The sequence below is a fragment of the Desulfovibrio sp. SGI.230 genome (assembly GCF_050313065.1).
Taxonomy (GTDB): domain Bacteria; phylum Desulfobacterota; class Desulfovibrionia; order Desulfovibrionales; family Desulfovibrionaceae; genus Desulfovibrio.
The window spans coordinates 107,017-129,782 of record NZ_JBNPKS010000002.1; the positions used below are offsets into that span (position 1 = coordinate 107,017).

19 protein-coding genes are annotated in these 22,766 nt (G+C 54.1%); 12 read left to right on the top strand and 7 right to left on the bottom strand.

Features of this window, described 5'->3' with window-relative positions:
- Positions 1–7 precede the first annotated feature (7 nt).
- From casA to ACQRAG_RS02540, 4 genes are all read right to left on the bottom strand, one after another.
- Positions 8–1,477, bottom strand: a complete 1,470-nt coding sequence (gene casA / locus ACQRAG_RS02525) for a type I-E CRISPR-associated protein Cse1/CasA (protein ID WP_427803872.1) — start codon at positions 1,475–1,477, stop codon at positions 8–10.
- A gap of 8 nt (positions 1,478–1,485) precedes the next feature.
- A complete protein-coding gene (gene cas3, locus ACQRAG_RS02530; protein WP_427803871.1) occupies positions 1,486–3,852 on the bottom strand; it encodes a CRISPR-associated helicase Cas3' in 2,367 nt (788 codons plus the stop codon).
- A 1,001-nt stretch (positions 3,853–4,853) separates the two neighbouring features.
- The gene (locus tag ACQRAG_RS02535; RefSeq protein WP_427803870.1) at positions 4,854–5,369 is read right to left on the bottom strand and encodes a hypothetical protein; all 516 of its coding nucleotides are present in this window, start codon (positions 5,367–5,369) and stop codon (positions 4,854–4,856) included.
- Positions 5,366–5,587, bottom strand: a complete 222-nt coding sequence (locus ACQRAG_RS02540) for a hypothetical protein (RefSeq protein WP_427803869.1) — start codon at positions 5,585–5,587, stop codon at positions 5,366–5,368. The genes ACQRAG_RS02535 and ACQRAG_RS02540 overlap by 4 nt, the downstream gene beginning before the upstream one ends.
- 198 nt (positions 5,588–5,785) lie before the next feature.
- Between ACQRAG_RS02540 and ACQRAG_RS02545 the strand changes: the two genes are divergently transcribed.
- The 10 genes from ACQRAG_RS02545 (at position 5,786) to ACQRAG_RS02590 (ending at position 18,767) form a co-directional block, all read left to right on the top strand.
- Positions 5,786–6,457 carry an ERF family protein gene (locus ACQRAG_RS02545; protein ID WP_427803868.1) on the top strand — a complete coding sequence of 224 codons (672 nt, stop codon included), beginning with the start codon at positions 5,786–5,788 and terminating at the stop codon, positions 6,455–6,457.
- 9 nt (positions 6,458–6,466) lie between these two features.
- Positions 6,467–7,633, top strand: a complete 1,167-nt coding sequence (locus tag ACQRAG_RS02550; RefSeq protein ID WP_427803867.1) for a hypothetical protein — start codon at positions 6,467–6,469, stop codon at positions 7,631–7,633.
- A gap of 13 nt (positions 7,634–7,646) precedes the next feature.
- Entirely contained in the window at positions 7,647–8,027 is a 381-nt protein-coding gene (locus ACQRAG_RS02555; protein ID WP_427803866.1) for a hypothetical protein, read from the top strand.
- 75 nt (positions 8,028–8,102) lie between these two features.
- Complete coding sequence (locus tag ACQRAG_RS02560) at positions 8,103–9,053, top strand: AAA family ATPase (protein ID WP_427803865.1); 951 nt, start codon at positions 8,103–8,105, stop codon at positions 9,051–9,053.
- 24 nt (positions 9,054–9,077) lie between these two features.
- Positions 9,078–10,025, top strand: coding sequence for a DUF3150 domain-containing protein (locus tag ACQRAG_RS02565; RefSeq protein WP_204626531.1), 948 nt, complete (start codon positions 9,078–9,080; stop codon positions 10,023–10,025).
- A 4-nt stretch (positions 10,026–10,029) separates the two neighbouring features.
- Positions 10,030–11,748 (top strand): cobaltochelatase CobT-related protein, encoded by a 1,719-nt coding sequence (locus ACQRAG_RS02570; protein ID WP_427803864.1) that lies wholly within the window; start codon positions 10,030–10,032, stop codon positions 11,746–11,748.
- Between the two features lie 440 nt (positions 11,749–12,188).
- Complete coding sequence (locus tag ACQRAG_RS02575; RefSeq protein ID WP_427803863.1) at positions 12,189–14,216, top strand: DUF6538 domain-containing protein; 2,028 nt, start codon at positions 12,189–12,191, stop codon at positions 14,214–14,216.
- 468 nt (positions 14,217–14,684) lie between these two features.
- Positions 14,685–15,920 carry an AAA family ATPase gene (locus tag ACQRAG_RS02580; protein WP_427803862.1) on the top strand — a complete coding sequence of 412 codons (1,236 nt, stop codon included), beginning with the start codon at positions 14,685–14,687 and terminating at the stop codon, positions 15,918–15,920.
- 1,197 nt (positions 15,921–17,117) lie between these two features.
- Positions 17,118–17,684: a recombinase family protein gene (locus tag ACQRAG_RS02585; protein WP_297230655.1), complete on the top strand. Its 567-nt coding sequence runs from the start codon at positions 17,118–17,120 to the stop codon at positions 17,682–17,684.
- A gap of 234 nt (positions 17,685–17,918) precedes the next feature.
- Positions 17,919–18,767: a DNA-methyltransferase gene (locus tag ACQRAG_RS02590; RefSeq protein ID WP_204626669.1), complete on the top strand. Its 849-nt coding sequence runs from the start codon at positions 17,919–17,921 to the stop codon at positions 18,765–18,767.
- On the opposite strand, the gene ACQRAG_RS02595 is transcribed toward ACQRAG_RS02590, so the two are convergent.
- On the bottom strand, positions 18,753–19,517 hold the full coding sequence (locus ACQRAG_RS02595; protein WP_204626670.1) for a ScaI family restriction endonuclease: 765 nt from the start codon (positions 19,515–19,517) through the stop codon (positions 18,753–18,755). The two genes, ACQRAG_RS02590 and ACQRAG_RS02595, sit on opposite strands and share 15 nt — an antisense overlap.
- 2 nt (positions 19,518–19,519) lie before the next feature.
- The gene (locus tag ACQRAG_RS02600) at positions 19,520–19,744 is read right to left on the bottom strand and encodes a helix-turn-helix domain-containing protein (protein ID WP_204626671.1); all 225 of its coding nucleotides are present in this window, start codon (positions 19,742–19,744) and stop codon (positions 19,520–19,522) included.
- Positions 19,745–19,894: 150 nt separating this feature from the next.
- Between ACQRAG_RS02600 and ACQRAG_RS02605 the strand changes: the two genes are divergently transcribed.
- The gene (locus tag ACQRAG_RS02605; RefSeq protein WP_427803861.1) at positions 19,895–20,122 is read left to right on the top strand and encodes a recombinase family protein; all 228 of its coding nucleotides are present in this window, start codon (positions 19,895–19,897) and stop codon (positions 20,120–20,122) included.
- A gap of 1,048 nt (positions 20,123–21,170) precedes the next feature.
- A complete protein-coding gene (locus tag ACQRAG_RS02610) occupies positions 21,171–21,680 on the top strand; it encodes a MucR family transcriptional regulator (RefSeq protein ID WP_204674841.1) in 510 nt (169 codons plus the stop codon).
- A 164-nt stretch (positions 21,681–21,844) separates the two neighbouring features.
- Here ACQRAG_RS02610 and ACQRAG_RS02615 read toward each other — a convergent pair whose 3' ends face one another.
- Entirely contained in the window at positions 21,845–22,624 is a 780-nt protein-coding gene (locus ACQRAG_RS02615; protein WP_427803860.1) for a class I SAM-dependent methyltransferase, read from the bottom strand.
- Positions 22,625–22,766 lie beyond the last annotated feature (142 nt).

Below are 22,766 nucleotides of genomic sequence, written 5' to 3' on the forward strand. Positions count from 1 at the left end.
ACAGGCGTTATCCCGAAAAAGGGCGATGACGCGCCCAGAGCGCCAGCTGCCGGGCCGTTTCCTGCGGGCAGGCCCGGGAATAGCATTCCAGCACACAGCCACGCAGACGGCGTACGACCGCTTCCCGGGCATCGGGGCCATCCTGGGCGCACGCCTCTACCAGAGTGGGGAAAAAGCCTTCCGCCTGCTGCCAGAAATCCAGCGACGCACGCGCGGCCCAGCCCTCAGCGGACTCCGCCTTCTCTTCCCTGTAGTAGCCTGCCACAGCGGCATAGACCGTCTTACCCAGGTTCTCCACATCCTCCATGCCCTTTTGGAAGGACAGGAACCATGAGCTCTCCTCGCCATCCCCAAGACAGGCGACCGGCAAGGAGACTTCCGATTCCACTACATCGTCCGAGCCGCTCAGATACTGTTCACCGGCATTGCTGCGCACCCGGATACCCCCGGCCCAGATGGTGATTTCTTCCAGAGGGCCGGAAGCCAGACGGGGAAGGCACCAGGACAATTGCAGGCAGCGCATGGCGGCGGCCTGCTCATGCCGCAAAAAGCCCAGCAGGGAAGTCAGCTGACGCCAGGGGCGCTTCTGCGGGTCTGCCCAGATCATCCGGGGCTTTTTGGCGGAGCGGTCCCCCGTCACGCTGGGATCCACCATGCCGCCCTGGAGATAGTCCGGGTGCTGGATGCCCTCCACGCAATGGATGCCTTCTTCCTCCAGCAAACAGAAGCGGGCCAGGGGCACCAGACGGCCCATGAGGCTGCGCGTGAGCGCTGTGGCGACATCATCCACTTCGCCCTGCGGCATGACTTCCCACGGCGGGACGCCCACACCATCCTGATAGATGTCCTGCGCCACCTGTTCCTGCGTCAGCAGGTTGAGCCAGACCGTCTCCCGCAGGGAACGCCCCATCAGGAAGGAATGGAGCAATCCCAGGGCACAAAGCGCCGGACCCGCCTTGCCGCTGGCCCCCTTGGTGAGGCCGGGGGAAAGCGCCACGGACTTGTCCACCTTCTTGCCGCTGAAGCAGCAGGACATGTTCACCAGCAAGAGCAGGGCCTTTTGCGCATCGTCCAGGGGCTGTTCTTTCTGGGACTGGAACAGGACCGACGTATTGCCCGTGGCCACATCCGGCAACAGACTGCCATAAGGCAACAATTTTGCCCTCGCCACCGCAGGGACCTGGAGGAAGGGGGCGGGGCCGTACAGCCAGAAGGCTTCATGCCACTTTTCCAGATAGGCAAGGCAGGCCTCAGCCAGCCCCTCGGTACCGAGCTGTGCCCATTCTGCATCATCCCGGGGCGTCCGCGCCGCCTGGGCCACGGCCTGCAAGAGCTTGAGCAGGGCAATCTTTTCCAGCGGGTTCCCGCCCAAGCCCCTCACGTCCGGTCTACTGAAGACCTCGCGCAGGCTGATACGCCCTGAAGCTACAGGAATCCAGGGTTCATCCGTCAGATTGAATCGTCGTTTCCCGTCCATAATACTCCTCATTTCACGACATAACCCAATCGGGCATCATAGCGGGCAGGATGTGCCAGCGGCACTCCATCCTCATGCAGGACACAACCATCCTCCGCCAACCATGCGGCCCGTATCCCCTTCTGCATCCAAGGGGCCAGCCATGAGGGGGCATCTCGTTCCGGTGCATGTGAAGCAGTCACTCGAATGGTATTGCCGGCCAGAGCCACGGCGACTTCCTGCCGTTTTTGCCAGCAAGCGAGGCGTTCCTCCCGATCCGAACCGCCCTGCGGCAGGATCAGAAACACTTCGCTTCCGTCCGCCAGCACCAGACGGCGACGACCCGCATCCCAGTGCCGGTACAGCACCACAGAAACATCTTCCTGCTCCTGCCAGCGAGTACGTACCTCGCTGTCCTCACCGGTCACGACGGTATCCGCCTGGGTGAGCAGAGCCTGCCGCTGCAACTGCTCCCTGACCTGGCACAGCTCCCGCCAGGCTTTCACAACCGACGGCTCTTTCTCCTCTCGATCAGCATAGGTAGCTTCCAACAGAGGACGAATCTCTCCAGGGAGCTGCAGGGATACTTTGTCATGCCATCGTTCCAAACTACGGAATAAAACATAGGGAGCATATACACGGCCCGAAGTGCCGAAGGCCCACCGGGGAGACGCTGTGGCCTCTTCCAGCGACGGATGCAGGAGGCAGACGGTATGTCGGGCCGATGCAGGGCGCCGTACCTGCCCCCCATGCCGCCACAAGCGCCCCAGGCGCTGCAACAGCATATCCGTGGGACAAAAACGGGTGATGAGGAAGTCCGCGTCCAAATCAAGCGATTGCTCCACCACCTGCGTACCGACCACGATACCGCCCTGCTGCCCGCGCCCCTCCGCCTGCGGATGGAAGAAGGACGCCCAGCAATCCTCGTTCCGTGCCCTGTCTACCGGGGTGAAACGAGAATGCAGTAGCCCCACGGACAGGCCGGGCACGGAGGAGGCCCGCGCAGCCAGCAGACGGAAATGCTCCTGCGCCTCAGCCACAGTGTTCTCTATCCAGAGGATCCGCTCCCCCTGCTCTGCCCGCTCCAGGGCCTCTTCCAGTGCCGCATCATCCGTGGCATGCGTCACGATCACATCCCCATGAGCCCCCGCATCACAGGCGATTTCCCGAGCTCCGTCCCCGACAGGAGCGGCACTAATTAAGGGATAGGCGGTGGATGCGGTATCTCCGGCCATCAGGGCTGCACGCCGCCTGGCCGTGAGGGTGGCGCTCAGGATGATGACGGTACAGCCAATGGCTCGCAATTGCGCCACCAGGGCATCCAGTATGGTCCCGGTATAGGCATCGTAACTGTGCACCTCGTCCAGGATGACAGTCTTCCCTGCCAGCCCGAAGGTACGCAGGGCTCCGTGCCGAACATTCATGACAGAGAACAACGCCTGGTCGATGGTCCCGACCGCAAACGGTGCCAGTATGCCCCGTTTGCCCTGCTCAAACCACGAACGGTTCGGTGCGGCATCCTGTCCCATGCGCTGTTGCCGGAAACGTTCCAGCCAAGCCATGCCGTGCAGCAGCAGGGCCCCCTGCCTGTTCTCCAGGATGCGGGACAGGAAGGCATCGACCCTTTTATGGATACGGTTGGACGTCAGCTGTGTGGGTAAAGCGAAATAGATGCCGCTGCTCTTGCCCTGCTCCAATAGCCGGTAGGCCGCATAGAGGGCGGCTTCTGTCTTGCCCAGCCCCATAGGGGCTTCGAGGATGAAGACACCCGGACCGGTGATGGCTTCATACAGGGCACGCTGTGCCGGACGCGGAGAGAAAGAAAAGATATCTTCAAAGGACAGATCCGGCCGGATACCGGGCCAGCAGAAGCCGGCCTCGTCCACGGCGCGCTCGACCAGAGGGACCCAGTCTTCCCCGGGGGCATCAAAGAGCGGCCCGGAAGCGATCCAGTCAGCCGTGACCGTCAGGCCACAGACCACGCGCTCCCACAGGCCATCGAAGCAGGGCCAGCCTGGCTGTTCGCCCAGGAGACGGCGGCACAGCTCGCGGCGCACCTCCATCCAGGCCGTCCCGCCGGCAACGGCAGCGTCCTCCGCGATAGCTCGGACCCGTCTGCCGTGATGGGCGCCCACGATGCGGGCCAGAGATATCGGGGCCCCCATCCCGGTGAGGCAGGCACTGCTTACGGCAGCATGGCCGCCCACAGTCCTCTCCAGTGCCGTGTCCGCATGGGCCAGCTCCGGCATACGCTGCCGGACATCCGGCCCGTTGACCGCCTCGTACAGACGTAGCTGGAAAGGAGGACAGATCTTGCCCACATCATGGAGCAGAGCAGGCAGGGCCGCCCCCTGGGGCAGCAGCCCCGGCAGGATGGCCTCCAAGCGAGCACACAACTCTACAGCTACAGCACCAGCAATACGGCAATGTGCTTCCACTGTACGACCTGCCAGTCGGCGTTCCGGGAAACCCCATGTTTTTGCCAAGCATCTTTCCAATGGCAAGGACACTTCTGGACAACAGGAGGATAAAGTATTTTTGAGGGGGATCTTCATGCGCTACAGGTAGCATACTTTTGTCTATAAAGATACTAAGATGTTACTGCACATCCTTTTCTCTAAGAGAGAAGCTAGACTGGTTAATATTTTCACAATGTTACGTTTGAGAAATATGCTACTATGACATCTCTGAAGACCTTTGGCTCAGGCTTGAACCTATATTACTAACATGAAGTTTTCTCTGTAAAACGGACTGCTTCAGATTCTCTGAGAACGGATGAATTCTCTTGGAGAAAGAGAGGACATTCATTGTAATCATGCATATGTCCATCCAGTTGGCTAGGAGAATGTCCGACACGCTTTTTGATTTTGAAAAGTGAGGTAAGCTTGTCCCATGAAGCATGCAGATTTTCGTGATGTGCCTGATGAGCTATGGGAACGAATCAAGCCGCTACTGCCCTCTTCAAACAAAAAAGAAGAGGCGGCAGCAGACAGCTTTCACAGCGTACTGTTCTTGTCGGAATCTGCTACAAATGCCGGAACGGAGGCCAATAGGTTATGCTTCCCGCGTACTGTGGTTGAAAAAGTATTATCCATGAGCACTTTCAATAGCCGGAGGGGAAAGAAGCACAGGAATATCAAAATACCCAACTTGCCACAGAGTGGGAAACGAACCTTTACTTTGTTGAAGTTTTTTGGGAGCCTATGCACTCAATTACGTTGCTCCTTATGGCAATTTTCGTCCTTCCACTACAGCCTTACGTATCTCTTTCAACAGCCTGCCGCAGTCGCGATAAAATCGTCCCCGCTCCTTTGCGGCTGCCATTTCCTGCCGCCTATACATCCCGTGCTTGAAACTATTCCGATTCCCGTACGGCGCACCGCCTTTGGGCGTTGATTCAGCCATTTTTATTTCCCCCCTGGACGACATCTCCAACAATGTCCTGATCGGCGTAGACGTGTGTGACCTGGATGTTCTGCCTTCCGGCGTTGCGGTAGCGTCGAAGTACCTCAAACTGTTGCAGGTACAGACGCATCATCTTGGCTGCTATAGCCGAAAGCCGTTCCTTGTCTTCCGTAAACACAGCCGTGTCACTACTGCTCAAGGCATTCACTGCGTACTCATTGGCAAGACACATCTGCACCACAAGCATGCGCTCAAGGCTGTTGCCTGGCCTAAGCTCCCGGATGGCGGCAATGCAGGCATTGAACAGCAAATCCGAGCGTTTTCCTCTGGCTGTTCTTGACAAGCAATGAAGCAAATACGTCGCCGCAGGCTCGTCTTTCACCCCGAATGCGGCCATGAGTCGCTCTTTCCATTGCGCCGGGCACTCGCCAGTGTGCAGCACCGGCGCAATGCCATTCTCTGTTTTCTGGACGAAAACAGACTCGCTCGTGCAGGTTGCCTGAGTCATCGCACCGACTCGTTCAGCGTATTTGCCAGGTAATCAGGATCATTAAAAATGGCATACAAAGCCTTGTCATCAAGCTTGAGCAGCATCTCCGTCACTCTTCTGTAAAAAGCCGACGGCCCCATGCCGTAGAGCTTTCTGTCCAACACATCACGCAGCGCCGCATGAGTCTCGATCGGAAGACCTGCACCAATAACTCTAATCTTATCACTATTTTGCATAAGTCACCTCGTGTTTTTTTCTTGATGCAGAAATATTGGCCTCCTCTTTTCCAAAATTTCAGAAAGGAACTCCTTTTTCTTCTGCATACAGAACGTAAGCCTCGCAAAAAGATTGCATGGATAAAAGCAGCCAGCAGTCAAAAAAAGCCTTGGCACTTGTTATAAGGGTATAGAAAAAAGCATGTTAGGAGGCTTCTTATGCATACTGCCACAAATCAGTCTTCCAGCCTTGCATCGGCTCTTCTCTGCGTCCAGCAGGCGCTGCAACCCGCAGCAAAAGATGGCAAAAATCCGTATCATGCCACCCGTTACGCCACCCTCAACAGTGTCATGGCAAGCTGCCGTGAGTTGCTTATCAGCCACGGAATCCTGCTTACCCAGATGCCTGTCGTCCAGCCTGTAGAACTTGGTCAGAACGTCCTTGCTCTCGAAACGCGACTCACTCATGTGGATACCGGTGAATATCTTACCAGCACTGCCATTGTCCCTCTGCCCAAGGCGGATCCCCAAGGCCTGGGCAGTGCCATTACCTACGCAAGGCGTTATGCCCTCTGCGCCATATTGGGCATTATTACAGAAGATGATGACGGCAATGCCGCATCCTGTCCGGAGAATCGACAAGCGCCAAACGTAACGCCCGGCCCCAAGAAAGCACGTTCTCTCCTGGCATCTTTGCCAAAGCTCGATGGGGTCAGCTACAGCACGGCCACGAGCTCCGAGGGCCGAACATATGTTGTCGCTGTCGGCGGAACAATGGAAAAGAAAGTCCTTCTCCAGAAGGCGGGCTTCCGATGGGACAACAAGCAGCGGTGCTGGTGGAGATACGCGGACATTGAAAATCAGGACAGCGCCCAGAGCTGTTCGCTGTGAGGAGTCTGTATGAAAGAAACTAACTCGCAACGCCCCCTGGCGTTGATGTCCCTTCTGCACAATGGCTTGCGGCTCCATGCTGCAAAGACGACACAGGCCCAGCTGGGAGACAGGAAGCGCTATGTGGGGTTGTCCGACATCGCCGCCTTCAGCGTCTGCCCTCGTAAAGCTGTCCTGCAAAAACAGCAGCCCGGAACAGCGAATTTTACCAAGACACTGACGCTTCAGCGGGGACACTGGTATGAAGACGGCATAGCTTCCGCTCTGGAAGCCACAGGCCTGTCCCCTCTGCGCCAGCTTGAAATAGCTGTGACCTACAAGGGCGTCCCCATCAAGGCGCATCTTGATCTTGTGCTGGTGTCTTCTTCCCCGACGCCAACCATCCGTATCCTTGAAGTGAAAAGTATGACAGCCCTGCCCGAACATGTTTACGCCAACCATGAACTTCAGGCCTACGGACAGATCGCGCTGTTCCATGCCTACTACAACAGGCATGTGTTCAGTCTGCGGGACGAACAGGGCACACCGGTTTTCACGGGGCTGTCTTTCCCTGAAGTGGTCGCCAGACTCTGGGGGGAATCTTTCCCGGACAACATCCGCAAGGTAAATGTCGAGGCCTGGCTTCTGGCCCTGACTATGACCGACGGCAAAGGCTTCGGCCCTTATCACTACAACAAGACTATGAAGACTGCGATCCTTGATATGGCGGTGCAGATGTACGGCCTTCTCCCTCATCCTGTTGACAGATTGCCTGTGGCTGAGGGCTTTCATCCCCTCTGCTCCTGCTGCGATCATGCTGTGACCTGCCCCAAATTCGCCGGTCCTGAGCATCCTGAACTGGAGCAACGCCTGCAAAAGCTGGTTGACTGGAAAACAGACCGCACTGCGCTGGATGAACGTATCAAGGAGGCAGAGTCCGATATGAAAGAATGGTATGCCCGGGCGGACGCTCAGGGAGATTGGGTCATAGCCGGAAAACACCGCTTCAAAGTCGTTCCTCTGGCTGGCCGACGTACTCTGGATAAACACGGGCTGGCCAACGAACTCTCCAGTCTGATGCGGGATCAGGGAATCGCTCTGGACGTACCGGCGCTCTTTGCAAAGCATGAGAAGCAGGGGGCCCCCGGCAAGCGCCTTATGCTGCTGCCCTTCTCCAACACAATAACTGACGCCTAATACGGGAACTGATATGGATTACTCCTCGAATGTGGCCTTGTGCCTGAACAGGGCCGCTGCCGGCAGTTTGACGAGAAAGCTGTCTCACCTGAGCAAGGAAAAGGAAGAAAATGTCCAGATCCTTGCCCTGTTCAATAGCGCGGAGTGCTACAAGACCAAAGATGGCGCCGAGGTTTTCCTCTGGAACGACGTCTCCTGGTCTCTGGACAAACCTGAGATCGAATATGTGGAATATTTTCTGGATTCGCTGGAAATGGAGGCCTTCCGATTCCTACGCATCGGCGAAGAAATCGATGACATAGAGGCAAGCGGCGACTACCGGGATAACCCGTTCCGGCTCGATGTAAAACGCAGCCTGTCATTCAGAAAGCCAAGACACCACGCCGGTAAATAAGACCGGCTTTTTTCATCTTTACCGAAGGCTCGTCGTGTCCCGCACGGCGAGCCTTTTTCTTATGGGAGCACGCTCATGGCAAAAATCACGGACTTTGACGCCGGCCTTGTTTTTTCCGGCAAAGCATCGGGGACGAAAATCAGAGGGTATGACGCCCCTACAGCTTATACTCCGGCCCTGGATTCGCAGTATTCGTTCAACCCTACGTCAGGAAGGGACCTTGTTCTCTGGTTTCTGATGGAACACCCCGACCCACTCTGGATCAGTGGTCCCACTGGCTGTGGCAAATCCAGTGCCGTACGCCAGATAGCGGCGCGTCTCAACTATCCTGTTTTCGAAGTCAACGGCCACGAGCGTCTGGAAAGCTCTGACCTCATAGGTCATCTGTCCGTACAGAATGGCTCAATGTGCTTTGTTGACGGACCGCTCACCCTGGCTCTGCGGCAGGGGGGACTACTGCTGTTCAATGAAATCGATCTTTGCTCTCCCGCCACACTGGCCGGACTGAATACGATCCTGGACGGCGCGCCACTGTGTATCGCCGAAAACAACGGCGAACTCGTCAAGCCCCACCCCATGTGTCGCTTCATCGCTACGGCAAACAGCAATGGCGGGAGTGATGACACCGGTTTGTACCAGGGCGTGCTGCGACTGAATCTGGCTTTCATGGACAGATTTATGCTGATCGAAATGGGCTATCCCGAAGCCGATACCGAAGTAGCGCTGCTCCAGCAACGTTTCCCGCACCTGCCCCAGGAGCTTGTCATCGCTATGGTCAGCTACGCCAATGACATCCGCAAGCAATTCATGGGGACGGACAGCGGTCCCGACGCGCTCTCTATCACCCTGTCCACACGCACACTGCTGCGCTGGGCAGGGCTGACTCTGGCGTACCACCCGCTTTCGGCGCAGGGCATCAGCCCTATCATACATGCATTGGACAGGGCCCTGGCCTCCCGCGCCTCCGCTTCTGACAAAGCCGTACTGCACGAACTCGCACGAAAATATTTCCCCGCATCTCACTAACCAGCAACCGTAAGGTCATATTCCATGCCCAACGACATCATCACCCTCACACCCCCTGACGCCCTCGACAAGCTGTATGTCCTCAACCTCGACACGACCATCTGGTCTGCTTGCCGCAAACTCACGGCCTCCGATTTTGACAGTGAAAACCAGCTGCCGCCTTCCGCTCTTGCCAGTCTGGGCTTCAAGAAAATCTGTGATCCGGCCCATATGGCTGTGTTCAGCAGGCTCAAGGCCAGAGCCGTTTCTCTTCTTGACAGGCACGCTGTCCGCTTTCTCGGTGGCTGGGCCGTGCCTTCAACCAAGGTTGACGGCATCCTCGACGGTTTGAAGGCCATCAAAGATGAATTTTATACCGAAAAGACCCTGTTCCTGCAAAACTATGACCGCCTCATCGCGGAGTGGATAAGCAAGTATGAGGTATGGCGGGAATTTCTCGCCAGCAGCACGGTCTCGGCAGACTATGTCGCTCAAAGGCTCACGTTTGCCTGGCAGCTCTTCCGTGTCAAATCGTCTGAGGTGGATTCGACGCTGGACGAAAGTCTCTCCGACCTGGGAAACAAGCTCTTCTCCGAGATCGCCAAAGATGCGGCCGACATCTGGACTCGGGTCTACGAAGGGAAGACAGAAGTCACGCATAAAGCCCTGTCTCCGCTGCTGACGCTGCGGGAGAAGCTCAAGGGGCTGAGTTTCGTTTCTCCCCACGCCATGCCCGTAATCAGCATCATGGATACGGTGTTGGGAGGCGTACCGAACAAAGGCAAGTACATTGCTGGCCAATCGCTGCTGAACCTGCAAGGCCTTGTCTGCCTGCTCAAGGACAAGCAAGCGCTGCTCAAGCAGGCAGAGGCCATGCAAAATACGTCCAATGCACAGCGAACCTTGAACACTATCGTCTCCGCCTTCTCTCCGAACAAGCAAACAGTGGTACCGGTCACACCCGCGTGCCTCAATTCCGGCGGCCTGTGGTGACACCATGCAAGCAGAAACCAAACATATCATGTCGGCCCTGCCAGTTGTGGCCTCCATACTAGGGGATTCACTGGGCGTGAAAGTCAGCATCGGTGAACACAGCACAGCCTGGACGGATGGAACTTCCATATTCCTGCCCAAACTTAGTGTTGAAGGCGATGAAACAGAGCTGGGGCTGGTGCGGGGGTACATCAGCCATGAGGCCGGACATATCCGATACACGGATTTTGTCGACCTGCGGGCAAAGGCACTCACAGCACTGGAACAGCGTCTCTTCAACTATTTTGAAGATTACCGGGTCGAGCAGCGCATGGCAGAACGTTATCCCGGCTGTCGCCAGGACTTTCTCTGGCTGATACGGCATCTGTTCGCGACTCCCTTCTCTCGGGAGGAGCTAGAGAACTATGCGGCACAACCACTGGTCGCCTTGCTGGACTATGTCCTGTACTCTGTCAGGGCTCTCTCCCTACCCGTCTTGCGGGGATCAGTCTGTCTGTTGGGACAGATCGTCGAAAACCATTATCCCAACCTGCTGGGCGGGTTCACCTCACTCATCAGCAGAGTCACGGACTGCCGAAGCACCCGCGACTGCCTTTCCCTTGCCAGAGAGGCGGCAATCCTTTTGCGCGGCTATTTGCACTCCCCCACACAACAGGAGGAACCACCTGAAATAAACGCCCCACTCCCATCGCAGACGAACTCGGCCGCTATTATTGCTCCCGCGCAGTCCGGGCAGCCGACATCCCCCAAAAGGAACAAGCGGGAAAAGCAGCGACAAGCAGAGGGGGCACTGCAAGAAAATGAAGATCAACCGGCTGGCGAGAATCAAAAAAGCGAAGTTTCCGGTCACAGCAAAGCATCTCCCACGCCACAGGAGGCGCTGGCGGAAGCTCTGGACGGAGAAAGCACAGGCTTGCCCGCTGATGAAGGAGAACGCATCGCAAAACAACTCGAAGCCTGCCTGAAGCAATCGAAGAATTGCCGTCCGCACACGGCTATGCTCGTAGAACAGCGCTGCCCTCTCCACAGATTGGATCCTGCACAGCTGGCAGCCTGTAAACGGGTGAGCAATGCTCTCCAGACACGCTTGGGAGCCCGACTGCAAACCAGAGTGTTGCGTCGTAGTCGGGCAAGCCGTAGCGGAAGGCTCGACGGCCACCTGCTGCATCGTCTGGCGACAGGTAGCGCACAGGTATTCAGGCAGCAGGCTGAAATCAGGGGTCTGGATACGACTGTCCATATCCTGCTGGACTGCTCCTGTTCCATGGCACATAAGCTCAAGACAGCCTGTGCGTCATGCTATGTCGTAGCCTCTGCCCTGTCGCGTATCCAGGGCGTCCGGGTAGCCCTTACCGCCTTCCCTGCCACAGATGACAATACGTCCGTGTGCCCTGTGTTTCGTCCCGGAGAGCGTATCTCCGATGCCTGTCTTGTGACCGCCCACGGCAGTACACCCATGGCGGAGGCCATGCTCTACGCCTTGCGCGAGCTGCTCAGACAGAGGGAACGCCGTAAATTGCTTATCGTTCTCACCGATGGCAGCCCTGACGATTTCAGGACGGCAATGGACGTTATCGACACTGCAGAACGGCTCGGTATTGAGGTCTGCGGTATTGGTATCGACGCCCGCGCCGTGACGAACCTGTTCTTAAAGTCAGCCGTCATCCGCACTGTCGAAGAACTACCGAAGGCCTTATTCGGCCTGCTCACCTTAACCTTGTAAATGCAAAGGAGCAGAGTATGAACCCTGTCGTGATCGTAGATATCGTTCTTGCCGCCCTGACGATTCTTCGTGGGGCCATGTCGGAACGGCAATAAGCAACCTAAAGCAGAGGAAAGGCACGAGACAGACCTTGACGCCTTTCCTCTTCAAAGAGATACTTCAAAAGCGCAGGGAACGTCTGGCGGTGTCGGGCGAATCCCCAAAAAGCGCGAATGCCCTTCTATGACAAGAAAATCGTGATAGGAAGTCCGGTGGTACCAGCGGTGGTACAGCAGCTTTTCCCGGGGAAGTGTAATCCAATTATTTCAATATATTGAGTAATACAATTGGCTCCCACCCTCTCCGCCATTCTATTATAACGCATTGTAATAATAGAATATACAAGAAAAATAAGCGCTTATACTTTCGGTTGCTACACAAACATGCTACACACCGGAGGTATGAGCGCTTTGTCATTCAAGACACCCACTCCTTTCCTGCGGGGACGCACCTACTACTTCCGGCTGCGTGTCCCGCAAGACCTCCTGCCTGTCTACTACCCCAAGAAAGAGCTGACCTTCTCCCTCAAGACACGGGACTTCCATCAGGCGCTGGAGAACGCCCGCCTGCGTGCCATCCAGCTAGACCAAGAGTTCCGCGAGCATCGCCGCCGCCTTGCCGAACAGAAGGAGCAGGCCCTTGCCCCGGCTGCGGCCATCGCCGCTCTTGCCGCGCCCTCTCCCGCCACCGCGCCGCTGCGTCCTTTTGCCGAGATGGACGAACAGGAGCAGGAACGCCTGCTGGCCCTCTATCCTGACGAATCCCTCAAGGCCGCTCTGGAGGCCCTGAACACGCCTCCCGTCGAAGATGAAGCACAGGCCCGCAAGGAATGGCAGGAGCAGCAGGAACTTATGCAAGAGCTGGAAGGCCCGTCCTATACGCCCAAAGAGCCGCCCCTGTTCTTCCCTCCCAGCGCCCGCTACAAGGAACAGCTCCGCAGGGATGCGTCCCTTTTCATTGAGGCCGCGCCCCTCTGCCTCCGGGACGGGGATGTCTCCCCCATGCTGGGCATGGTGGAGGCCTTCCTTGCCCGCCACGGCTACGCCATGCCGCCCGCCAGCGGGGAAGACGACAGCCCGCAAGCCGCCGCTGTGCGCTCCCGATTCAGGAAGATATGCCATCAGTTGCTGGCCGAGGAATGGCAGGTGAAGAAGCTCTTTCTGGCCCATCTGGACGGGGAAGCGTGGGCCTCCATGCGGCAGCCTGCCCTCGTCACGGCCCCGCTGCCTCCGCACGGCACAGGGCAGTCCCCGGCACAGGCCGGAGCTGTCCCCGGCGGCGATGCCAGCACACAGGAAGGCCCGGACAATCCCCGTTTCAGCAAAGTCTGTGAAGCCTACATCCGGGAGAAGAGAGCAAGCCTTGCCCCCTCCAGCCTCCTATCTGTCCAGCTGGCCGTGCGCCGCTTCATGGAGCAGGCAGGCGACCTTCCCATCAAAGCCTACAGGAAGCGGGAACACATCATCCGCTACAAGGACGCCCTGCTGGCCCTGCCCAAGAACCTGCCCGCGCCCCTCGCCAAGCTGCCCATGCCGACCGTGCTGGAACGCATCCGCAAGGGGGCCTTCCCCCATCTCCAGCAGGCCCCGAAGCTGTCGGCCCGTACCATCAACGAAAAATATCTTGCCTTCGTGCAGGTGGTCTTCTCCTATGCCGTGAACAACGGGCTTGTGGAGGTCAATCCCTGCACCGGGGTACGGGCCGCCAGCAATACGACGGAGCTGGAAGACGTGTCCGTCCTGCCCTTCTCCAAGGAGGATTTGTCCGTCATTTTCCAGCGCTCCGGCCTGTACCATCCGCACGGCTGCGGCGCTGTGGGGCGGCTCTATGTCAGCAAGACCAAGCTCCTTGACTACAGGTGGCTCGTCCTGCTGGCCCTGTACACGGGTGCCCGCATAGAAGAACTGGCCCAGCTCGACCGGCAGGACGTGCGGCAGGAGGCCGGTGTCTGGTTCATCCATATCCGCGCCGAGATGGCCACAGGCCGCCGAGTGAAGAACAGAGCCTCCATCCGCAAGGTCCCGCTGCATTCCCGTCTGCTGGAGCTGGGCTTCCTCGACTTCACCCGGCAGGGGGAAGGGACGGGCAAGCTGTTCTCCCTCCTTTCGGACAAGCAGGACGGCGGCAAGCGCAGCAACGCCTTTTCGCAGTGGTGGCGGCGCTTCCTTACCAGTCTGGACTTGGAGAACGGGGACAGGAAACACTTCCATTCCTTCCGGCATACCTTCAAGCGCGAAGGACGCAACAGCGGCCAGATTGCCCCGGAACTCCTTGATGCGCTACAGGGACATGCACAGCAAGGTGTCGCCGCGAACTACGGACGTGATGAAGAAGGAAAGCAGTACGCCCTGCCTGTATTGCAGGAGGCACTGGAGAAGATTGATTTTAGCGATGTGATACAAGGACTTGAATCATCCATAATGCTGTAAGAACTTGATATCACATCCGGAAAAATCTTTTACGAGCCCCGTATTTCAATTTTGATGCCTCGAAAATTTTTTTCCAGATGACGAATCACGTTTTTGGCAAAAACGCGGGAGACGGGAAATCTGGGCCAAAATGAGGCATATCAAGATTTCCCCAAAGAACAACAAGCTGTCTGAAAGATATTCAGGCAGCTTTTTTCTTTTTCCATGCAAGGGACGCAGATTTCCCATCTTACCCTATTTTTATTTTCAGAAACTCTATGTAACTATTGATTATATACAGTATTTTTTTCACTTGATGTTTTCCACAAAACATAGATTTATCAATGTCTAAAATCATCTTGTATGTGATTTTACTCCATGATGTAAGTCATATTTCCATCCATATAGAGCTCACATGATTATGGTGCACTAAGTAGAAGAAGAGGACCCGCGCTGTCGGGAAAATACCTTTTCAGCATGGCCTGGCCTATGAGCCAGATTGTCTTTTTACCCAAAAAGCCGTTGCCGCACGGCCTGAAAGGAGGACACATCATGCCAGACTTGGCGCACAAGCCCCCCATACCGGGGCATCCCATCAAGACCTGTACTCTCCGGGAGCTCATGGAGATGCAGCTCCCTCACCGCCGCCATCTTGTCATTCCGTGGCTGCGGCAGGGAGAAAGCTCCATGATTTTCGCAGCCCCCGGTGTCGGTAAATCGCTCTTCGCTCTCGATATCGCCTTGAGTGTCGCAGGAGGCGGGAAGGCCCTCGGCGTGTGGCAGACAGGAGCAGGCGACAGCAAAACGGAAGGAGGACAGAGAGAAAAAGCTCCAGAGGCCACAAGAGACAGCAACGCGGAGACTGCCCCCTGCGGCTGGAAGGTCCTTTATGTCGATGGAGAAATGCCGCTCGATGATATCCGCGACAGAGCAAACATGCTCATGCAAGGCAAGATACAGCAGGAAGACGGCTTCGACAGGGAGCAGGCAGGACAGAACTTGCACTTCATGGCCCGCCATCAGCAGGACGATATACTGGCCGACTTCGTTGACCTTGCCGATGCCGACAGCCGTCGCAACCTTCTGGCACGAATCCAGCGGGAAAGAATCGACCTTGTGATTCTGGACAATCTCTCCACCCTCGCGGCCTTTGAGGATGAGAACGCGGCAAGCTCCTTCAACGGCCCCGTAGACTTCCTGCAACGTCTCAAGAGCATCGGCACCGCCTGTATCCTCGTACACCACACCAACAAGGGCGGGGAAGAGTTCAGGGGCTCCAGCCGTATCGCCACGACTTTTGAGACCCTTGCACTGCTCAAAGCAGCCGCCGCCCCTCCTTTTATAGAAGACGGACAGGAAGACGACGGGGAGAGCGACAGCTCTGCAAGCGCGTTTACTCTTGAGTGGCGCAAATACAGAGGAAGGCGGGATACTTCCATTCAAGACAAGGCCATCTTCATCCTGTCCGTGGACACGCAGGGCAACGCCGCCAGATGGCACGTCATGGATACGGAATCCGGTATGATGCTGGCGATGCTGGAGATGGTGCGGAGCAAGCAATGCCCGACACAGCGGGAGCTGGCCGAAGCCCTTGGGACCAGTCCCGCCACACTGTCCCGCATGAAGCAGAAGGCCATGAAGGAAGGACGCATCACGAAGAAGGAGTGGGACGCGCTCCTCAAAGCCGCAGGCCAGAGCAACGCCCCGCAAGAGACAGAATTTTGATGTAAGTCCATGCCCGGATAGCCCAGACAGCCCCGGAGCAGGGAAAGGAACGAAAAGCGCCCCGTCCACGCATCATACACGGACGGGACGCCTCGTTTCAACGATTCCCGGATATGGGGAAGCTCTGGGCGCACCCCAAGGGAAACAGGATTTCACGTTTCAGTATCTCTAAGGCATGGAACGCGAAATATCCTTGACTGGCGCGGTGTTCCCGGTCATCCAAAGTAAGATGCGTTTCAGGCTTTCCCGACTATTTTAGGCGAAAAAAATGTGAAACGCTTATACCTATCCACGAAAGGAGGTCTTCCCCCCATGTTACGGAGATGCTTTTCTTCGAACCTAAAGATAGGTATGAAAAAACTATACTTTCTCTTTCCTTGAATAGCTTTATATCAATAGACTGTATAAATTATATTCTATATAGTAAAGCAAATTTTGTAGCATTGTATATACACAAAAAAGAAATCACATCAACAATAAATGACACGCACTTCATTCCATAATATTTTATATTGTCACTTTTATCACCCTTCATTCTTAAAATAATGTTAATTCCAATTCTTCTCGGAATATACATTATGACACCAAACACAACAGCGGATATAAACATTCCTATAATAATCACAGATGCACTATATATAGACAATGATATAGAATTACTCGCATAAATATGCCAAATACAGCATCCAATCCATTCGAAGGTTGCAAGACGCCCAAGTTGCGTTTTGCAAGACGCAAGTTTTTCTGCCAAATTAGATTCACTCATCGTCATAATAGCGACCTCTTTTTTCTTTTATCTGCCTTAATTACCATCAAGTCCCTAGATTCTCCAGACGCCACCCATATTATAATTGTTTAGCAGTAGAATCAAGATGTTGTTAGTTGTTTGAAGGATAAGGCAACTAAAGTCATCTTAATGTATAAAACCGTATATATAATATATTCAATAAATATGATTCTACCATCCCTCCAATTGGGTCTAAGCGTTGATGGATAAACAGTAAGGTACAGATTTCTTTCTCCGCCAACGGTGCCTAAAAAAACACTTTGGCAGCCTACCATCTGTCCAATTAGGGTACACATCAGACGGACATAGACCATCATCCCCCTAAACGTTCATCTAGGGTCTATTTACGATTTATTTGACAAATACTATTTAAGTTTATAACTCTAAATGAACACAACAAAGGAGCGACCATGAACGGGAAGAACATCGGCTACATCCGCGTGAGCAGTATCGACCAGAACACCGCCCGTCAGCTTGAAGGGGTCCCGCTGGACAAGACCTTCACTGACACATGCAGCGGCAAGGACACCCGACGTCCCGGCCTCATGGCCTGCCTGGACTACACGCGGGAAGGCGATACCCTGCACGTCCACAGCATCGACAGGCTGGCCCGCAACCTGCAAGACCTGCTGCACCTTATCGAAAGCCTCAACCAGCGGGCCGTGGCCGTGGTCTTCCACAAGGAGGGCCTGACCTTCTCCGGCAAGGAAGACCCCTTCCAGAAGCTCCAGCTCCAGCTCATCGGGGCCGTGGCCCAGTTCGAGCGGGCCATGATTAAGGAGCGGCAGCGGGAGGGTATAGCCATTGCCAAAGCGGCGGGGAAGTACAAGGGACGCAAGCCGTCCTTCTCAGCAGAACAGGCGGAGCAGGCCCGGCAGATGGTCGCGGCAGGACAGAGCAAGACGGACGTGGCCCGGCACTTCGGCGTGAGCAGGACCACCTTATATAAGGTCCTCACCGGCGGGCAGGAGACTTGACGGGCAGAAAGAAAAAGGCGATATTTACAAAAATAGGTGAATTATTAGGATGGGTTCTTTTGAATCCCACTCTGCCCAGCATTTTTTAGCAATTAGACCCGAACAGCACAAGCAAGCGCTTATGCTCCGGTTGCTATATCAGCATGTTACCTACCGGAGATATAAGCGCTTCTTCATTATATAAGACCTATTGAATTAAAATATATGACCCTTTCTCTATAAGGAGCTAGTATAATGCAAAAAAAATTTGAGTCCATCGTAAACTCACTTGGGGCACCAACATACAGAGGAGAAAAATATGCAATATATAATGGTGATGCTCTACTTTTACTAAAAAAACTTCCTGCCGATAGCATAGATCTATTTTTTACCTCTCCTCCTTATAATATAGGAAAAGAATATGAAAAAATAATGCCTATTAATGAATATATAAAATGGAGTCAGCAATGGATAAGCCTTGTTTATACAGCAACAAAACATAATGGAGCTTTTTTATATAACATAGGATATATAAACATGGAAAACATAGCTCATGCAATCCCAATTATATATTTATTATGGGATAAAATCCCATTTTATCTCCAGCAAGAGATTATCTGGAATTATGGAGCAGGCGTTGCTATGAAGAAATATCTCTCTCCACGGAATGAAAAAATTTTATGGTATGTGAAAGATAAAGATAATTATTGTTTTAATCTTGATGATATACGTGACCCTAATGTCCTTTATCCAAATCAAAAAAAGAAGGGAAAATTGCGGTGCAATACTCTTGGGAAAAACCCTTCTGATGTTTGGCAAATTGCAAAAGTCACTTCTGGAAAAAATCGTTCTTCCGCAGAAAGAACAAAGCATCCTGCTCAATTCCCACTCGACTTATGTGAACGAGTAATTAAGGGGTTTTCCCAAGAGAATGAGGTTGTGATCGATCCTTTTCTCGGATCGGGCTCCACCATTGAAGCTTGCCTACGCCATAATCGATACTCTATCGGATTTGAAATCAACAAGTCCTATTGTTCTATTGCCTATACGCGCATCCAAGCAGCAGGCAATGCTTATAGCAAGCTCCCCCTATTCAATTTGTAATAAAGCTCCGTAGTAAGCGGAAGCTGTATTTTTTAATTTTTCAAGTTTTTTTGGAAGATTATTTGCTTTCAACAAATCACCTACTGTATATACATTCAAATTATAAAACTTTTGTGCTGTCTTCGTTCCAATATTATCAATAATCTCAATATCTGCTTTAAGGATATATGGGCATATTATTTTTTTTAATTTGTACTTATATACATCCTTATGTAAGCTTGCCATTTGTCCTGACGCAGCATTTTGAGATCGCCAATCATTTGCATCAATCCAGCCAAAACGAATCAAATTAATATGATCTTTATAAAAGTTGACAGTTAAATAATATCCTGATTTATCTTTTTTCTCTAATTCTGTATGTTCAACCTTTTGTCCATAACTTCTATTTCCGTATATTTTTGTACCAAGCTGCCCTGATGTTTTTATTTCAAATGAAAATTTTTCATCATGAATATTAACAACATCTTTTTCATTCCCTGAACCTCCACGCCATATCTCTGGAAATAATATCGATAGTTCTTTAGCGAATAGCTTTTCAAATAGATATCCAATAACAGGTGCAGGAGGATTTATTTCATTCAATTGAAAAATTACATTATCTGTACCGATGCGAGTCTGCCACACACGGCGCCAAGCAACATCTACACATTCAGCGATGGTACCTAATTCTATAGGGAATTCTCTAATTAGTCTTTCAGTAATACTTATCCATTCATCATTTTTTATATTTTTATACGGGCTTAAATTCATAACTACCCCCTAAAAATAGAAGTATCAAAAAAATCCTTTGCATTAATCCCAAGGCCTTCCCATATTTTAGACAGATTTATTATTGATATATTCCTATGGCCTCCTTCAACACTAGCAATGTATGTCCTATCAATACCGATTAAGAGTGCTAATTTTTCCTGAGAAATACCTTTTTCTCTCCGCAATTCCCTGATTCTTTGGCCAACTTTCTCCCTGATATCTGCCATACATCATTCCATATATTTTTTACATAAAATATATGATGTTGACTTTAAGACAACGGTCTATACGTCACATCTAAAGTAATAATGGTACCAATACGTTCCAATCAGCAAGGAAGACCCCTTCCAAAGCTACAGCTTCAAATCATCGGGGCCGTGGCCCAGTTCGAGCGGGCCATGATTAAGGAGCGGCAGCGGGAGGGTATAGCCATTGCCAAAGCGGCGGGGAAGTACAAGGGACGCAAGCCGTCCTTCTCAGCAGAACAGGCGAAGCAGGCCCGGCAGATGGTCGCGGCGGGACAGAGCAAGACGGACGTGGCCCGGCACTTCGGCGTGAGCAGGACCACCTTATACAAGGTCCTCACCGACGGGCAGGACGCTTGACGAGCAGAGGGAAAAAGGCGATTCCCACAGGAACGGAAATATGCTACACACGGAAGCAGTCGAAAATAAAAAGTGCTTATATTTTCGCATTGTTAGGATGTGATCCCTTGAATCCCACCCTCTCCGCCATACCAAAGACCACCGAGATCCAAGAAAGTCCGCAAAGCCTTGAGCTGAGCGGACTTTTTCTGTTTTTGAGGTTCAAGAAGACTCACGAAAAATCGCAGACAGCCACAAAAAAAGGGGCAACTTTGGGGGCAAGTAACGTTGCCCCATATATTTCAAACAGGAGTTGCCCCCAATGCCCGGAAAGCTCACGGATACCGCCATTCGCGGCGCGAAGCCCAGGAAAAAGCCTGCAAGCTGACGGATGGCGGCGGCCTCTGTCTGAAAGTTGCCCCGATGAGGCCGTCGATCCGATAGCAACACCGTTGCCCCAGAGTTTTGATCCCCTTCCTTTACCGAAGCAGATCTGCCCGGCAGACATAGGCCAGCAGACCATCTTCGATCTTGGAGACTGTCCATGCGATAGTTTCCCGCCGCTCTCTCCTGGCCATCCCAGCGGGAAGCTGGGCAATAAGCCTGCCCGAACAAGACAGGAGGCCGCAGCCGTTTGCATGCAGATATGCCCTTCGCCCAAGAAGGGCAGGAGTTTCAGCTCTCCAGCCATACGGCCTCATCAAGACAGGGAACCGTAGTAAATCATACCGAACATAAGACTTGTTCTCTGTCCGAGTTTCGCAGCAAGTATCCATCCCTGCGCATTGTCCTGGAGCTGTCTCACAATATCACCCCTGGACTATCGCACGGGATGCTTACTTCTCCAGACAAGACGAGAGCTAATCGCGTTCCCGCATAGACCGTCCTGATTATCTGCCTCATAATTCATTGGCTAATAAAAACAGATATTGATTTATTTTGTTCTATAGAAAAAATATTATTTTGAATATGTTTCAATAAAAAATAAAACAAACCAGTTATTTCTTGAAAAATATCTTTTACTCATATACGGTCGCCTCTGGCATATGAAATAAAAGGAGGGACTTTTATGGCTCTGGAAGACAAAGATATTTTTAATGCCATTTTCAACAAATACAGCGACCAGCCCATCGAATTCATCATGGAGCAGTACGAAAAGGCAAAGATCCTTAATATGGCCATCGAGCGCCGGATCAACGCCCAGGCCGAACAGCCTGTGAAGGTCGAAGAGGCCGCGCCTGCCGCTCTGCCCCCCGTGGACGAGCCCCTTCCCGTCGAAGAGGAAAAGAAGCCCGCCCCGGCCCCCAAAAAGATCTTCACCAAGGCCGATCTGGTCTTCAATCCCGCGGAAGCCATCACCGACAACACCATCACCTGCTGCCTGTGCGGCAAGGCGGCCTGCTCCCTGACGTCCCGCCATCTGGCCAATCACGGCATCAATGTGGAAGAGTACAAATACCTCTGCGGCTATCCTTCCGAACAGAAGCTGATGTCCCGGAATTTCGAAGCCAAGATGCGCCGTAATGTCCAGAGGGCCCAGCAGGCGCGCAAGGAAAAGCGCCGGGCTGAAAACGCCTAACGCCATCATGGCATGACCTGCTCTGCTCCCAGGAGCGGGCATGATCCGTCCCGTAGTAAAAAGAAACAAAGAAGGGGATGCCCACGGGCACCCCCTTCTTTGTTTTTTCCGACATGCCGGCAGTCGCGGCAAAGTTCCTCCGAATCCCGCCACAGGGCAGAGCATCAGGGACGATACGCACGCAGGGCAAACATGGGCACCGGATTGTAGGTGGCATCCCGCCGGACGAAGATCCGCCCGCTGAGCCCGGTATCACAGCTGCAACGGACAAAGCCCGCCCGTGCCAGGGCCTCCATGTCCCACTGCGGCCGTTCCCGGCGGCTCAGGGGCAGGGCCCGGCGGATGTCCTCCCCTTCCTGCAGGAGGGCACTATCCACGTCGGCATGGGCATGTTGCCCCTTTTCATCGGCAAGCCGGGTAAAGTCCACCGCCCCGTAATCGGCATCAAAATTGAGCAGCACGCCGCCGGGCCGCAGCACCCGCAACCACTCCGCATAGGCCGCCTCGGGATCCGTCAGCGTCCAGGTCAGGTTGCGGGCCAGGACACCGTCAAAGGACGCATCCTCAAAATCCAGCTCGGTGGCACTCATGCAGCGCCAGTCCACCGTGCAGCCTGCCTCTTCGGCCAGTGCGGCGGCCTGGGCGAGCATCCCCTCGCTCAGATCGACGCCCGTGACCTCGCAGCCCGCCTGTGCCAGCAGGATGGCAAAAAATCCCGCGCCCGTGCCCAGATCCAGTATGCGCAGGGCGGTCCCGTCTTCCCTGCGCGGCAGCCAGGGCAGGATCTCCGCCCGCCACAGGGAGGACTTGTCACTCTGCAATTCCTCACGGCGTACCTGCCCGAAAGCGTCGGAACGCCGGGTCCAGTAACGCCGGATGCGCCCGTCGAGCCCGGGCCGGGCCTTAACAGCATCCCCGGGGATGCCGGCAGTCTGCTCCATCATATGCTCCTTTACGGTGTCGTGCGGGTATCGGCAGCCCTTGCCTCTGGGCCGTCTTTTTCCCTGCGGCACGATCACGAAATCTTGCCCGTCTCACGGACGGGATGCGGCCGGTCGTTCCCTGCCGGTGCCGTGCCACAAATCT